This is a genomic window from Paucibacter sp. B51 (assembly GCF_027863535.1).
Lineage (GTDB): Bacteria > Pseudomonadota > Gammaproteobacteria > Burkholderiales > Burkholderiaceae_C > Paucibacter_A > Paucibacter_A aquatilis.
On record NZ_JAPIVN010000002.1, the window covers coordinates 215,962 to 230,353 of the forward strand.

Below are 14,392 nucleotides of genomic sequence, written 5' to 3' on the forward strand. Positions count from 1 at the left end.
GAATTCACACACGCCATGAAAACCAAGAAATCCTCGTCCCTGAACCACAGCTACCGCCTGGTCTGGAGTGAGCTGAGCCAGGCCTTTGTCGCCGTGGCCGAACACACGGCCGGCCGCGGCAAGCGCGCCTCCGGCGCCCTGCTGCTCTCGACCGCCCTGGCCAGCGGCGCGCAGGCGCAAGCCCCGGCGGCCCAGGCGCCACCGGCCCTGGCCCTGCCCAGCGGCGCCAGCGTGGTCGCGGGCCAGGCCCAGCTGCTGCAGAAGCAGCCGGGTCAGCTGCACGTGCAGCAAGCCAGCGACAAGCTGATCATGAACTGGAGCCAGTTCAACATCGGCCGTGATGCGCAGGTGCGCTTCGAGCAACCGGGCAGCCAGAGCATCGCGCTCAACCGCGTCACCGGCGGCGAGGCCAGCGCCATCTTCGGCAGCCTGCAATCGAACGGCCAGGTCTGGCTGCTCAACCCGAACGGCGTGGTCTTCGGCCGCACGGCGCAGGTTGATGTGGGCGGCCTGGTGGCCAGCTCGCTGAACATTTCGGACACTGACTTTCTGGCCGGCCGCGCCCACTTCAAGGGCAGCAGCACGGCCGGCCAGGTCGAGAACAGCGGCCGTCTGAGCAGCAAGGCCGCAGGCGGCGTGGTCGCACTGATCGCGCCGCAGGTGGACAACAGCGGCCAGATCCACACGCCCGGCGGCAGCAGCCTGCTCGGCGCCGCTGAACAAGTCAGCCTGGACCTGAACGGCGACGGCCTCCTCAGCCTCTCGGTGGAACGCGCGGCGCTGCAAGCCCAGATCGGCCACAGCGGCGAGATCCACGCCGCCGGCGGCCTGGTGCAGCTGAGCGCCCAAGCCGCGGGCGCCCTGCGCGCCAGCGTGGTCAACAGCAGCGGCCTGATCGAAGCCAGCAGCCTGAGCCAGCAAGGCGGCCGCATCCTGCTGGACGGCGGCGCGAATGGCGAGGTGAGCCTGAGCGGCACGCTCGACGCCCACAGCGAGGCCAACCGCGGCGGCCGCATTGACGTGAAGGGCGCGCAGCTGAGCCTGCGCGACGGCGCCCGGCTGGATGCCAGCGGCGCCGCCGGCGGCGGCCAGATCCATGTCGGCGGCGGCTGGCAAGGCCAGGACGCCCAGCATCCGAACGCCCAAAGCCTGAAGGCCGACGCAAGCGTGCAAGCCCTGGCCAACGCCAGCAAGACCGGTGACGGCGGCGAGGTGGTGTTCTGGTCCGATGGCCGCACCGAATTCGCCGGTCGCATCGAAGTGCGCGGTGGCGCCGAGGGCGGCAACGGCGGCCGCGCGGAAGTTTCGGGCAAGCAGGAGCTGACCTACAGCGGCCGCACCGATGCGCGGGCGGCGAAGGGGCGGACGGGGGATCTGTTGCTGGACCCCAGCACGCTCGAGATTCGCGGAGGCGGCTCCGGCAGCGGCAGTCTCAGCGGATCGGTGGTCTATGAGAAAGACTTGGAGGCCCAGTCCGCCAACATCGTGCTCGAGGCCACCAACAACATCACCTTCAAGGACCTGCGCGCCACCGGCAGCACGGACGGTGTGCTGGACCTGGCCGACGGTGTGAGCTTCACCGCCGTGGCCGGCCGCGGCGGGCAAATGGGCAGCGATCCGGGCGACAAGATCGGTGTGATTCGCTTTGAACAGAAAGCGGACACCCTGCGCGTCAACGGCGCCGCCGGCATCTTGCTGATCGCCTCCAACTGGAACTCGGGCGAAACGGACGCAGTCAACGGAGGCAGGGCCTCGGTGATCAATGTCCCGCACCTGGTGGCAACGGGTGCAGGTGGCAACCCCTCCGGGCCGCTGCGCAACTATGACCTTCGCTCAGCAACGCCCGGTGCCGTCGATCCCGGCACCATCACCGTCTTCGGCGCCAACGGCATCACGATTGGCGGCAGCGTCAACAGCCAGGGCGGCTATGTTCGCCTGTGGGCCGACGCCGATTCGGGCACCGGGGGCGCCTTCACCCTGAACGCTCCGATCAGCACTGCAGGTGGCAACGTCTACCTGGCTTCGGGTCGTGGCGGCATCACCATGAATGGCCGCATCGATGTCGGCGCGGGGCGGCTGTTCTTTGACCGCGAGACCGGGTCCTACCCCGGCGGCGTCGGCCCGGACGGCCCCAAGATTCTGGCCGGCCAGATCCATGCCACCGGTGACATCGACGTCAACACCGCCTTCACTTTCAAGGGCGGCGCGAGCATCTTCACCGACGGCACCATCCGTTTCGGCAGCGTCGGCGTCAATCTGGACACCGGCAGCGGCGTCCTGACCCTGCGTGCCGACAAGGTCGACTGGGGCACCGCCACCCTCAACAACCTGAGCACTGCCTCGCTGCGCCTGGAGCCCTACGACAAGGCCACCAATATGGTCTTGGGCGATGCCAATGGCTTCGCCTCGCCAGCCACGCTGAACAAGCTGCCGGGGGTCAAGAACCTGACCATCGGCCGCGAAGACGGCACCGGCACCATCAGCGTGCCGGGCAACTTCAGCTTCAGCGCCAGCGGCTCCTTCGAGATGGTCAACAAGACCGTGGACATCAGCGCCGGCACCCTGAGCAACACCAGCGGCGGCATCACGCTGACCGGCGACACCATCAACATCAGCCAGACCGTCACCGCCAACGCAGGCGCCGGCAAGGTCACCCTGCGCCAGATGACGGCTGCCAACGAACTGCATCTTGGCACCGGCCTGAACAACGCCACCCTGGGCCAGATCAGCGCGGCCACACTGGAGGTGGGGCGCAGCGATGGCGGCAATCTGGTCTTCGACAGCGACATCAGCACCCTGGCCAGCACCGTGCACCTGAAGAGCGGGCAGCGCGTGATCGGCGTCAACGGCGGTGTCTCGGCGGCTCGCGTGGCCGTGACGGCGGGCGCCGGCGCCACCCTGACCGACAGCCGCTTCGACTTCAGCACCCTGGCGCTGGACGTCGGCGGCAACACCGAGGTGCAGCAGCTGGGCCATGCAGGCTGGAGCCTCGGTTCGGTTGACGGCTTGAACGGCCTGACGATCAAGTCCGGCAGCAGCCCGACCGTGCAGCTGCAGGCCCAGGGCCGCCTGGGCCTGAACGCCCCGCTGGCGCTCAACAACAGCAGCGCCACCCTGCAGCTGCAGTCGGCCAGCGGCTTCGATGCCGAGAGCGCCACGCTCAGCGGCCAGAGCCGCAGCACGCTGGAATTCAGCGTCAGCGGCGCGCAAAGCGCGGTGCACATCGGCGGCACGGGCGGCCAACTGAGCGCGGCCTCGATTGCCAAGCTGGCCGGCGTGGACACCCTGCGCCTGCTGGCCAGCGACGACACCGTGCTGGCCCATGCCTTCAGCGCCGCGGTGCAGAACAAGGTCGACATCCAGGCCCAGCGCCTGACGGTGGACGGCGCCCTCAGCACCAGCAGCGGCAGCCTGCACCTGAATGCGGCCCAGGGCGGCCTGCAGCTGGACACAGCCGTCACGGCCGCCAACACCTTGTCGCTGAACGATCAGGCCGGTGTGGGCATCTCAGGCCGCGGCGTGTTGACGGCCCCCAAGCTCGCTGTGCGCAGCAGCGGCAGCGTGCAGCTCAAGCCGGGCAGCAGCGCCCATCAAGTGGACGAAATCGCCGCCGAGGTGGGGGACCTGGCCTTCAAGAACAGCCGCCGCTTGACCGTGGGCAGTGCCGACGGCCTGAGCGGCGTGCGCGCCAGCGGCAGCGTGGACCTGCGCAGCAGCGGCGCCAGCAGCGATCTGGTGCTGAACCAGGCGGTGGTCGCCAGCAACAGCGCGAAGGTTGCCTTGCCCTTGCTGCTGGAAGCCGGCCGCCATTTCATCAACAACGCAGGCAGCAGCGCGGTCCAGGCCAGCGACGGCGCCTGGCGCATCTACTCGACCGACCCGCGCCAAGACGTGCGCGGCGGCCTGACGCAAGCCTTCAAGCAGTACGACGCCAGCAGTGCCAGCACCGTGCTGGGCCAGGGCAACGGCATGCTCTACCGTGTAGCACCCGTGCTGCAAGCCCAACTCAACGGTACGGTCAGCAAGGTCTACGACGGCAACACCACCGCCACGCTGAGCGCCGACCAGCTGCAGATCACCACCGGCGCCATCGACGGCGACAGCGTGAGCCTGGGCAGCGCACAAGCCGTGTACGACAGCAAGAACGTGGGCAATGGCAAAACCGTTTCGGTCAGCCATATGAACATCAGGGCCAGCGCTCAAGCCGGCAGCGTGGCGGTCTACGGCTACCGCAGCCAGGCGGTGAGCGCCGACATCGGCGTGATCACCCCGCGCAGCCTCGACGCCAGCGGCCTGCAAGTCGCCGACAAGGTCTACGACGGCAACAGCCGCGCCGAGCTGCTGGCCGCCAGCCTCAGCGGCATGGTGGAAGGCGATGCCCTGAGCCTCAGTGGCAGCGCCGCTTTTGCCGACAAGAACGCGGGCCGCAACAAGCACGTGGCCATCAGCGGCCTGGCACTCGGCGGCGCCGATGCCGGCAACTATCTGCTGAGCAGCGACCAGGCCAGCGCCCAGGCGACGATCACGGCCAAAACGATCACCGCCGGCGCCTCCAGCGTGGCCGGCAAGGTCTACGACGGCAGCACTGCCGCCAGCGTCAGGGCCGGCGCCCTGCAAGGCCTGATCGGTGACGACCAGGTCGGCCTGCAAGCCAGCGCCCAGTTCGCTGACAAGAACGCCGGCAAGGACAAGGCTGCCACCATCGCTCTGGCCCTGAACGGTGCCGATGCAGGCAACTACCTGCTGGCCAGCACCACGCAAGCCGCTACCGCCGACATCGCGGCCAAGGTGATCGCCGCTGGCGTATCCACCGTCGCCGGCAAGGTCTACGACGGCAGCACCGCCGCGTCTGTCTCGGCCGGAGCCCTGCAAGGCCTGATCGCCGATGACCAGGTTGGCTTGCAAGCCAGCGCCCAGTTCGCTGACAAGAACGCCGGCAAGGACAAGGCGGCCACCATCGCTCTGGCCCTGAACGGTGCCGATGCAGGCAACTACCAGCTGGCCAGCAGCACGCAAGCCGCCACCGCCGACATCACCGCCAAGGTGATCTCCGCTGGTGCATCGACGGTGGCCGGCAAGGTCTACGACGGCAGCAACGCCGCCAGCGTCACGGCCGGCGCCCTGCAAGGCGTGATCGGAGGTGACCGCGTCGGCCTGCAAGCCAGCGCCCAGTTCGCCGACAAGAACGCCGGCAAGGACAAGGCCGCCACGGTGAGCCTGGCCTTGAACGGCGCCGATGCGGGCAACTACCAGCTGACCAGCAGCACGCAGAGCGCCAAAGCCGACATCGCGGCCAAGGTGATCTCCGCCGGCGCGTCCAGCGTGGCCGGCAAGGTCTACGACGGCAGCAACGCCGCCAGCGTCACGTCCGGCGCCCTGCAAGGCGTGATCGGAGGTGACCAGGTCGGCCTGCAAGCCAGCGCCCAGTTCGCCGACAAGAACGCCGGCAAGGACAAGGCCGCGACCGTGAGCCTGGCCCTGAACGGCGCCGATGCGGGCAACTACCAGCTGTCCAGCAGCACGCAAGCCGCCAAGGCGGACATCGCCCAGCGCCAACTCGGCGCTGCGGCCCTGCAAGCCGAGGACAAACGCTACGACGGCAGCACCCAGGCCAGCCTGGGCGCCCTGCAGCTCCAGGGCGTGTTGGCCGGCGATCAGGTGCAAGGCCAGGTGCTGGGGCAGTTCCTGGATGCAGCGGTGGGCCGCGACAAGCCGGTGCAGATCAGCCGCGTGCAGCTGGGTGGTGCCGACGCGCAGAACTACAGCCTGTCCGCCGCCAGTATCCAGGCCACCGGCAGCATCAGCGCCCCGCCGGCCAGCGATGCCACGGCCGCCACCTCCATCACCCCGCCGGGCGGCAACAGCACACGCTCGGGCGGCCAGGCCGGTGCGGCAGCGGGCGCGGCCAGCCCGCTGCTCGGCGGCGATGCCCCGAACGCAGCCGGCAGCCCGCTGGTGGCGTTCAATGCCGGCCCCGGCGCTGCGACGCCGAGCTCCGATGCCTCAGGCGGCAGCCAGGCCTTGGGCCGCAACGGCGCCTCGGAGCTCAAGGGTGGCGGCAGCGTCGCCCGCTTCGACACCGAGCAGGCGCTGTCGGCCCACGGCCGCGTCAGCATCGCCGTGGCGCAGGGCCCGCTGGAGCAGGCGCTGGCGGCCGATGTGCCCCTGTTCAGCCAACGCGCCAGCGAAGCGCTGGAGCCGCTGGGCCAGTTCAAGCTGACCGATCTGGGCGACAGCCTGGCCGTGGTGCGCGGCTCTAGCCAGCCCTCGCCCCTGCCGGAGCCGCAGCGCGCCCTGCGCTACAGCGGTGAAGCCTTGTTGGTGCTGCCTGGCGATCACACCAGCAGCTTGCGCCTCAGCTTTGGTGAAGACGGCAGCCTGCGCGTGCGCACGCCCGCCGCCGCCGCGGAGCTGGGCCACGAGCTGCTCAGCGCCTACGCCTTGAGTGCGCTCAAGCGCGATGCCGGCATCGGCGTCGACCAGGTGCGTTCGGTGGTCCTGAGCTACGTGGAGTGAGGCCCAACCCAAGGCGCTGAGCCCGCACGCACGAAAACAACGGAGGAAAGCAGGCCCATCGCGGCCCTGTCGCCAAGCCGGCGCAAGACCGGCATGTCTCGCTCTTCGCAGCAGCCCGGCGCAGACCGGCGCGCAAGAGCCCCCTGGCTGGGGGCAACAGCCCAAGGCCCCGAGACGCGCATCGCGCCGTCCGGGGCTTTGCTTTGTCGATTCTTTCTGAAGCGCTCTCGCGCCCAAAAAAAAAGGCCCCGCGGCTGGGCAGCCAACGGGGCCAACGAGGGGAGAGGGCAAGTTTCAGGGGTCGATCAGGGCGCAATCCGCAAGCCGGGCTCGGCCGCATGCGGATTCGGTGCGGGTTCGGGTGCGGGTGCAGCCAGCGCTGCGGCGATCAAGGCAGCGGAGGGGTGTTCTCGACGAAATACTCATGGCTGTCGGCGTTGTCCAGCGCCTTGGTCGGGTTGGACAAGGCCAGGGACTTGGCAGCACTCTGGCCGTAGGCCCAGTCATCCGTGCCCGCCACCACATTGAAATGGGTCATCTCATGGATCAAGGTGCCGGCCTTGGAGTCGGTGCCGGTCATCGGTGCGCTCCAGAAGGCATTGCAGAGGTAGATCTTGTACGGCTGGGTCGGGTAGACGTAGGCGTAGTAGCTCTGCTTGCAGCTGCAGTCGAGCGTGACCGCCTTGTTCTTGAAGGCATCATTGGTGGCGACGAAGTGGGCCTTGGCCGTGTTCCAGCGCGCGCTGGTGTAAGCGCCAAACCAGGTCTTGTAACGCTGGGTGCCCGAGCCGGTGCCATTCAAATAGGTCTGGGCAGCCTGGGCGTAGTTGGATGCGGCACTGAAGGCGCTGGCCAGCGTGGTCTTTTGCGATGCCGTGCAGTTGCCCGTGTAGCTGACACTTCCGGCCAAGGACGGTGACGGCTCGGGGCGGGCCGATACGGGCTGCGGGCTGCGCCCTTCCAGCCAGATATAGGTCGGGGCCAGTTCGCTGATCGCGCTGGCCGCCTCGGCCTGCTTGGCCAGACCGATGTATTCGACGGCATAGCGGCCGTTCTGGCTCAGATCGTAGGTGCCGGTCAGCTCGGCCTCGAAGGTCTGGGATTCCCCAGGCGCCAGGCTCAGGTAGTCGGCCTCGGTCAAGGGGCCGCGTTTGACCAGTGGGCCGGTGTAGTCGACAAGCTGGCCATCACGGCTGATGCGAAACAGCGCCGCCATCGGCGCCGAACCTGGCAGCTGAGAGCGCAGGATTTGGCGCGGCTGGCGGCTGGTGTTGGTGATGCTGACGCTGACATGCACATCGACATCGCCCTTGAGCACCGGCTGAGCCACCGACAGGCGCACCTCCAGACCACTGACCGCCGCCGCGGCATGAGCGCCCCCCGCCACAAAACACACCAGGGCAGCCACGCCCCAGGGCAGCAGCGGGCTGTGGGACGTGGCAGAAGCGGTCGCGGCAGCAGAGGTACGAAACATGAGTCAGGCACTCCAAGTAACGGTGAATACAAATGGGGTCAACACAACAGACAGGTCAACACGCCACCAGAGGAACAAGGGGCAGATCCAGCACACCCAGCGCCCTCGATCGATCCGTCATTCGCCAGACCAGGCCGAACGCCAGGGCGTGCCGCCACTCTAGGCAAGCATGGCCCGGCTTCACACTGTCAGCTCTTACAGCTGGGAGCCATTCAGCGCTGCGGCTAGCCACTCGTCGCCCGCATCCGCTGTTCATCGCTCGGGGCCGCGGCGCCGCTTGGCGGCCGCCAACAATGCGCTCCATTCCCAGTCAACGAAGAGGAGACCGCAATGAACAAGCAGCAAGCACCCGGACTGAGCGCCACCCTGTGCCGGATCGGCGCCAGCCTGGCCCTGGCCGGCCTGAGCCTGATCAGCCACACGGCCCAGGCAGCGCCGGAGAAGTTCCAGGACCTGCAGATCAGCCGCAGTGGCGAAGGCCGGCCTGTGCTCATGATTCCCGGCCTGAACAGCCCCGCCAGCGTCTGGACCGAGACCTGCGCCCAGCTGCAACCGGGCGTGCGCTGCCTGATGGTGCAGCTGCCCGGCTTTGCCGGCAGCCCGGCCCTGAGCAAGCCGGAAGAGTTTCTGCAGCAGATGAAGGGGCAGTTGCAGGCCCTGCTGCAGCAGGAAGCGCCCCAGGGTGCCACCGTGGTTGGCCACAGCCTGGGCGGCGTGCTGGGCCTGATGCTGGCGGCAGACAAGCAGGGCAAGACGGTGAAGCAGCTGGTGGTGGTGGACTCCCTGCCCTTTCTGCCCGGCATCCAGAACCCGGCCGCCACGGTCGAGCAGGTCAAGCCCATGGCCGAGGGCATGCGTCAGGGCATGCGCAATGCCCCGGCCGAGGGCCTGCGCGCCCAGCTGACACCGATGATGGCCGGCATGACCCGTCAGAGCGAGCGCATCGAGGACCTGGTGCAGTGGGGTCTGAACAGCGACCGCAACACCACGGCCCAGGCCATGTACGAACTCTGGACCACCGATCTGCGCCCCCAGCTGAGCCAGATCCAGGTGCCGACCACGGTGCTGGGCGCCTGGGCCGCTTACGAGCGCATGGGCAGCACGCAAGCCAGCACCCGCGCCATCTTCGAGCGCCAGTACGCCGATCTGAAGGGCCTGAGCCTGCAGATGAGCGACAAGGGCTACCACTTCCTGATGTGGGACGACCCGAGCCTGGTGGTCGGCGCCATCAAGAAAGCCCTGGTCGCTAACTGATCAGTACTGCGGCATGCTGTGCGGCCAGGCCCAGCAGGGCGCTGGCCACCAGCACGCGGGGCACGCCCCATTTCCAGCGCAGCAAGGCCCAGGCCGCGGCCAGCATCAGCGCAGCGGACACCCCATCAAAGCGCCCACCCCAACCCTCCGGCCAGAGCAGGTGCAGGGCGAAAAACAGGGCCAGATTGAGGATGACGCCCACCACCGCGGCCGAGATCGCCGTCAGCGGCGCGGTGAAACCCAGGCGGCCATGCGTCGCCTCGACCAGGGGCCCACCAGCCAGGATGAAGACAAAAGACGGCAGGAAGGTGAACCAGGTCACCACCACCGCCGCCAGCGCCCCACCGGCCCACAGCGCATCCGGTCCCAGCAGCTGCGCGCCCCAGCCGCCGACAAAGCCGACAAAGGCCACCACCATGATCAGCGGCCCCGGCGTGCTTTCGCCCAGGGCCAGGCCGTCCATCATCTGCGCGGCCGTCAGCCATTGCTGCTGCTCCACCGCGCCCTGGAACACATAGGGCAGCACGGCATAGGCGCCGCCAAAGGTCAGCATCGCCGCCTTGCTGAAGAACCAGCCCATCTGCGTCAGCACGCCCTCACGACCGCCCCAGAGCCAGAGCGCCGTCATGCTCAGCAACCACAGGCCCAGGCCCAGGCCCAGAACGCGGGCCAGGCCGCGGCGCGTGAAGTGCGCATGGGCCGGCGTGGGCGTGTGGTCGTCGATCAGCGCCGGCCCTGCCGAGACCGCCTTCGCGCCGCCGTGGCCGCCGCCCGTGGCAAAAGCGTCCGGCCGCCAGCGCCCGCCCAGCCAGCCAGCCAGGGCCGCCGCGCCGATGATCAGCGGGAAGGGCAGCTTGAGCGCAAAGATGGCGACAAAGGCCGCCACAGCAATCGCCCAGAGCCAGCGATTGCGCAGCACCCGCCCGCCCAGGCGGTGGGCCGCTTGCAGCACCAGAGCGGTCACGGCCGGCTTGATGCCGAAGAACAGACCCGCCACCAGCGGCTGCTGACCATGCACCAGGTACAACCAGGACAGACCAATCAGCAGCAGCAAAGAAGGCAGCACGAACAGCGCCCCGGCCATCAGCCCGCCCCAGCCGCGGTGCAGCAGCCAGCCGATGTAGGTGGCCAGTTGCTGGGCCTCGGGGCCGGGCAGCAACATGCAGTAGTTGAGGGCATGCAAAAAACGCCGCTCGCTGATCCAGCGCCGCCGCTCGACCAGCTCCTGGTGCATGAGCGCGATCTGCCCGGCCGGCCCGCCGAAGCTCAGGCAGCCCAGCCAGAGCCAGAATTTGAAGGCAGCCCAGAAGCTGGGCGCCTGCGGCGGCAGCGACGGCGCCGTCGGCTCGGCAGCACTCATGCCGCAGCTCGCGCTCGCCAGGCCGCCCGGTCCATCTCGTACACCGCCGTGTCCATCTCATACCAGCGCTCTTGGCCGCGGTAGACCATGCCCAGCTTCTTCATCACATGGGCAGAGGCCTGGTTGTCGGGGTGACAGACCGCGCAGAGCAGCGGCGCTTGCAAGGTCTCGAAGGCAAAGGCTGCCATGACCTGCGCGGCCTCCGAGGCCAGGCCCTGACCCCAGCGGTCCTGGCGCAAGCGCCAGCCGATCTCCAGCGGCTGGGCCCGGTCCCGCCCCAGATGCTGGATGCAGCCGGCGCCGACCACCTGGCCGCTGGCCGCATCGATGAAGCTCCACCAGGAATAGCCCAGCTCGGCCCAGCGCGCCTGCACCCGCTCGATCATGGCCTGGGTCTCTTCCAGGGTCTCGGCCCGACCCGTGATGTAGCGCATCACCGCCGGGTCGCGGTTCATCTCGTGCAGCCCCGAGAGGTGCTCCGGGCGGCAGGGTTCGAGGCGCAGGCGGGCGGTGTGCAGGACGGTCATGGCGGACTCGCGCGTGAGGGAGTGGTGAGCTTGTTGGCCCCGCAGTCTAGCCAGCGCTCGATGACAAACCCAGCGTCTTCGCCCTCACCGTCGTTTCCAGGCAGAGCGCTGAGCGCGGGCTGCCGGGCTTCATCACGGCGCGTCAAACAAGGCCTCGGCTTCGCCAAAGCCGTAGAAGCGCTCGCCCATCACCTGCCAGCGTCCCGTCTGCAACACTTCACGCCCCAGGTCGCGCAGCAGGCCCATGACGCTGAGCATGGGGCACAGGCCCAGGCTGACACGTTGGGCGCCAGCCTCAAACAGCTCGCCGGCGCTTGGCGCGCCGGGCATGGCCATCAGGTTCAAGGGACCGCCCAGCTGAGTCGCCAGCGCCCGGATCTGCCCGAGATCAAGCAGGCCCGGCACGAACACCATGTCCGCCCCCGCTGCGAGATAGGCTCGGCCCCGCGCCAGGGTCAAGGCCAGACGCTCGTCTGAATCCTGACCTTCTGCCAGCAGCACGCTGTCGATGCGGGCGTTGATCCACAGCGGCAGGCCACTGCGCTCGGCAGCCGCACGCGCGGCCTCCAGTCGTCGGCATTGCTCGGCGATTGTGTACTGGCCCTGCCCTGCCTCGCCATGCCGCCGGTCCTCCAGGTTGACGCCGACAGCGCCGGCCCGAATGGCCGCGGCCGTGCTCAACGCCACCGCCTCGGGCGAGGGGCCATAGCCCGATTCGATGTCGGCATTCAAGGGCAGACGCAAGGCAGAGGCCAAGGCGGCGATCTGGGCCATCATGGCGTCGCGGCCCAGGCGCTCGGCATCACCGAGTCCATGGGAGTAGGCGATGGCCGCGCTGCTGGTACCGAGGGCAGCGAAGCCCTGCTGCTCGAACAGCCGGGCGCTGCCAAGATCCCAGACATTGGCCAGGAGCAAGCCGCCACGCCGGTTGAGCGCGGCGAACTCCAGCGCCCGGTGGCGCTGGGCCTCACGCTCGTCGCTCTTGTCGGATTGCTGATGTTGATGCTGTTCCTGAGGTTCTTGGGTGTGCAACATGGAATTGAAAGGCCTTGCGGAGGCCTTGCATTGGGTGATGGAAAGGGGAAAGGGCCGCCATGGTCGCGAATGCGTCGCCGCTTGGCTCGCGCCTTTCGGACAGCAATATCGTTCGCGACCTTGATGTCCGAAAAGCGCCAGTGCGCAGCACCTCAAGCCACGAGAATTCGCCCATGGACCTGCCCCTGGACCCCGACAGCTGCTACCGCGCCCTGGCCAGCCGCGACGCCCGTTTCGACGGGCGCTTTTTCATCGCCGTGCACAGCACCGGCATCTATTGCCGCCCCATCTGTCCGGCGCCCACGGCCAAGCGCGAGAACGTCAGCTTCTATCCCAATGCCGCGGCGGCCCAGGAAACCGGCTACCGCCCCTGCCTGCGCTGCCGGCCCGAGGCTGCGCCCGAATCCAGCGCCTGGCGCGGCGTGGCCAACAGCGGCCACTCCCATGCGGTCACGCGCGCGCTGGAGCTGATCGAGCTGGGCGCACTGGACGAGGCAGGCGTGGCCGAACTGGCCGATCGCTTGGGCCTGGGCGAGCGGCAGCTGCGCCGCTTGTTTGCCGAGCATGTCGGCGCCTCGCCGCTGAGCGTGGCGCAAACCCGGCGCGTGCTGCTGGCCCAGCAACTGCTGCGCGAAACCGCCCTGCCCTTGACCGAGATCGCTTTTGCCGCCGGCTTCGGCAGCATCCGGCGTTTCAACGAGGTCTTTCAAGCCCTGTTCCAGCGGCCGCCCAGCGCGCTGCGCCACGGGCCCGGCGCGCGCATGCCGGCGCCGCGGGCCGGCGAGGTCAGCCTGCTGCTGCGCTACCGGCCACCCTACGACTGGCCGGCCATGCTGGGCTTTCTGCGCGCCCGCGCCATTCCCAGGCTGGAGCAGGTGGACGACGCCATTGAGGGCGGGCGCTATGTGCGAGTGCTGGAGATCGGCGGTCAGCAGGGCCGGGTCTGCGTCAGCCATGCGCCCGCGCAACAGGCCTTGCGTGTGCAGCTGCGCGCCAGCCACCTATCGCTGCTGCCCCAGGTGATTGCGCGCCTGCGCCGCATGTTCGACCTGGGAGCCGACCCCGAAACCATCGCCAGCCAGCTGGGCGAGCGAGATGCCCTGATGGCCCGCCTGCTGCAGGAGCGGCCCGGTTTGCGCGTGCCCGGCTGTTGGGATGGTTTCGAGCTGGCCATCCGCGCCGTGCTGGGCCAGCAGATCACGGTGGGCGCTGCCATCCAGCTCGGTGGCAAGCTGGTGCAGCAACACGGAGTGCCCCTCCAAGCGCCCGACCCGAAGTTTCCCGGGCTGAGCCATCTGTTTCCGAGCCCCGCCGCGCTGGCCGCGGTGGATCTCGGCCCCCTGGGCATGCCGCGCAGCCGCGCCGCCACCTTGTCGGCGGTGGCCCAGGCCTGCCTCGCCACACCGGCCTTGCTGGAACGCCAGGACAGCCTGGAGCACGCCCTGGCGCAGTGGCGCGCGCTGCCGGGCATCGGCGACTGGACGGCCCAGTACATCGCCATCCGCCAGCTGCGCGAGCCCGATGCCTTCCCGGCCGCCGATGTCGGTCTGATACAGGCGATCGAGAAGCTCGAAGGCAGCCGCCCCAGCGCCAGGCAGCTGGCCGAACGGGCCCAAGTCTGGCGGCCGTGGCGGGCCTACGCAGCACAGCATCTGTGGACGGCGCTGTCTTCGGCAAGCGCCCGCCCCTCGACACGCAAGACCACAAACTGAACCCGGGTTTCGCGCGCTATGCGCACCACTGTTTCACTTGGGGTCAGGTCTTGCCTGCCCGCCCATTGGCCGCCCCTGGGGCCACCACGCCGATGCCACGGCAGCTCCGGTGCTGCGCCGCCGACCATCGGGGCTAACCCGCTGTCAACTCTTACAGCTGGGAGTGTCTTCACTCGCTGAGAACAATGCGCCCGTGCCGAGACGAGGGCTCACAAGCCTCTCGCCGCTTCTGCCCCCAGTTGGGGCCGGTTCACACCGGACTCGGTCACAAGCCCATCGACTTTGAACCCCACAAGGAGTTTGATATGAGCACCACTGTTACCCAGCACATCGACAGCGAAGCCGCAGCCCTGGTTGCCCAATGGCGCAGCCAGGCCGACGGCAGCAACCCGGCCGGCCCGCTGTTCATCGGCGGCGAGTACGCCGAAGCCGACATCGTCGGCGACACCAGCACCATCTCGGGCAAGTGCGGCACCGCCTGCTCGGGCTCGCGCACCCGCATGTGCTGCTGATT

At 68.8% G+C, this 14,392-nt stretch carries 8 protein-coding genes; 4 read left to right on the plus strand and 4 right to left on the minus strand.

From position 1 onward, the window contains the following. The first annotated feature begins 15 nt into the window (after positions 1-15). Positions 16-6,516, plus strand: coding sequence for a YDG domain-containing protein (locus tag OOB33_RS21935; RefSeq protein WP_271010216.1), 6,501 nt, complete (start codon positions 16-18; stop codon positions 6,514-6,516). A gap of 388 nt (positions 6,517-6,904) precedes the next feature. Here OOB33_RS21935 and OOB33_RS21940 read toward each other — a convergent pair whose 3' ends face one another. Then, positions 6,905-7,990 (minus strand): M35 family metallo-endopeptidase, encoded by a 1,086-nt coding sequence (locus OOB33_RS21940; RefSeq protein ID WP_271010217.1) that lies wholly within the window; start codon positions 7,988-7,990, stop codon positions 6,905-6,907. Between the two features lie 330 nt (positions 7,991-8,320). Between OOB33_RS21940 and OOB33_RS21945 the strand changes: the two genes are divergently transcribed. Then, positions 8,321-9,244, plus strand: a complete 924-nt coding sequence (locus OOB33_RS21945) for an alpha/beta fold hydrolase (RefSeq protein WP_271010218.1) — start codon at positions 8,321-8,323, stop codon at positions 9,242-9,244. Here the strand turns inward: OOB33_RS21945 and chrA are convergent. The 3 genes from chrA to OOB33_RS21960 all read right to left on the minus strand — a co-directional run bounded on the left by chrA (position 9,237) and on the right by OOB33_RS21960 (position 12,166). Then, a complete protein-coding gene (gene chrA / locus OOB33_RS21950; RefSeq protein ID WP_271010219.1) occupies positions 9,237-10,604 on the minus strand; it encodes a chromate efflux transporter in 1,368 nt (455 codons plus the stop codon). The two genes, OOB33_RS21945 and chrA, sit on opposite strands and share 8 nt — an antisense overlap. Continuing rightward, positions 10,601-11,131 (minus strand): GNAT family N-acetyltransferase, encoded by a 531-nt coding sequence (locus OOB33_RS21955; RefSeq protein WP_271010220.1) that lies wholly within the window; start codon positions 11,129-11,131, stop codon positions 10,601-10,603. The genes chrA and OOB33_RS21955 overlap by 4 nt, the downstream gene beginning before the upstream one ends. A 132-nt stretch (positions 11,132-11,263) precedes the next feature. Next, entirely contained in the window at positions 11,264-12,166 is a 903-nt protein-coding gene (locus OOB33_RS21960; RefSeq protein ID WP_271010221.1) for an isocitrate lyase/PEP mutase family protein, read from the minus strand. A gap of 173 nt (positions 12,167-12,339) precedes the next feature. Here OOB33_RS21960 and OOB33_RS21965 point away from each other — a divergent pair, with 173 nt between their 5' ends. Both OOB33_RS21965 and OOB33_RS21970 read left to right on the plus strand, forming a co-directional pair. Next, complete coding sequence (locus tag OOB33_RS21965) at positions 12,340-13,878, plus strand: AlkA N-terminal domain-containing protein (protein ID WP_271010222.1); 1,539 nt, start codon at positions 12,340-12,342, stop codon at positions 13,876-13,878. Between the two features lie 305 nt (positions 13,879-14,183). Beyond that, entirely contained in the window at positions 14,184-14,390 is a 207-nt protein-coding gene (locus OOB33_RS21970) for a DUF6229 family protein (RefSeq protein ID WP_102766394.1), read from the plus strand. Positions 14,391-14,392: the final 2 nt, after the last annotated feature.

Bases quoted from the DNA above. Each gene is read 5' to 3' on its own strand.
- OOB33_RS21935 (WP_271010216.1), top strand. From the start codon at position 16: ATGAAAACCAAGAAATCCTCGTCCCTGAACCACAGCTACCGCCTGGTC.
- OOB33_RS21940 (WP_271010217.1), bottom strand. From the start codon at position 7,990: ATGTTTCGTACCTCTGCTGCCGCGACCGCTTCTGCCACGTCCCACAGC.
- OOB33_RS21945 (WP_271010218.1), top strand. From the start codon at position 8,321: ATGAACAAGCAGCAAGCACCCGGACTGAGCGCCACCCTGTGCCGGATC.
- chrA (WP_271010219.1), bottom strand. From the start codon at position 10,604: ATGAGTGCTGCCGAGCCGACGGCGCCGTCGCTGCCGCCGCAGGCGCCC.
- OOB33_RS21955 (WP_271010220.1), bottom strand. From the start codon at position 11,131: ATGACCGTCCTGCACACCGCCCGCCTGCGCCTCGAACCCTGCCGCCCG.
- OOB33_RS21960 (WP_271010221.1), bottom strand. From the start codon at position 12,166: ATGTTGCACACCCAAGAACCTCAGGAACAGCATCAACATCAGCAATCC.
- OOB33_RS21965 (WP_271010222.1), top strand. From the start codon at position 12,340: ATGGACCTGCCCCTGGACCCCGACAGCTGCTACCGCGCCCTGGCCAGC.
- OOB33_RS21970 (WP_102766394.1), top strand. From the start codon at position 14,184: ATGAGCACCACTGTTACCCAGCACATCGACAGCGAAGCCGCAGCCCTG.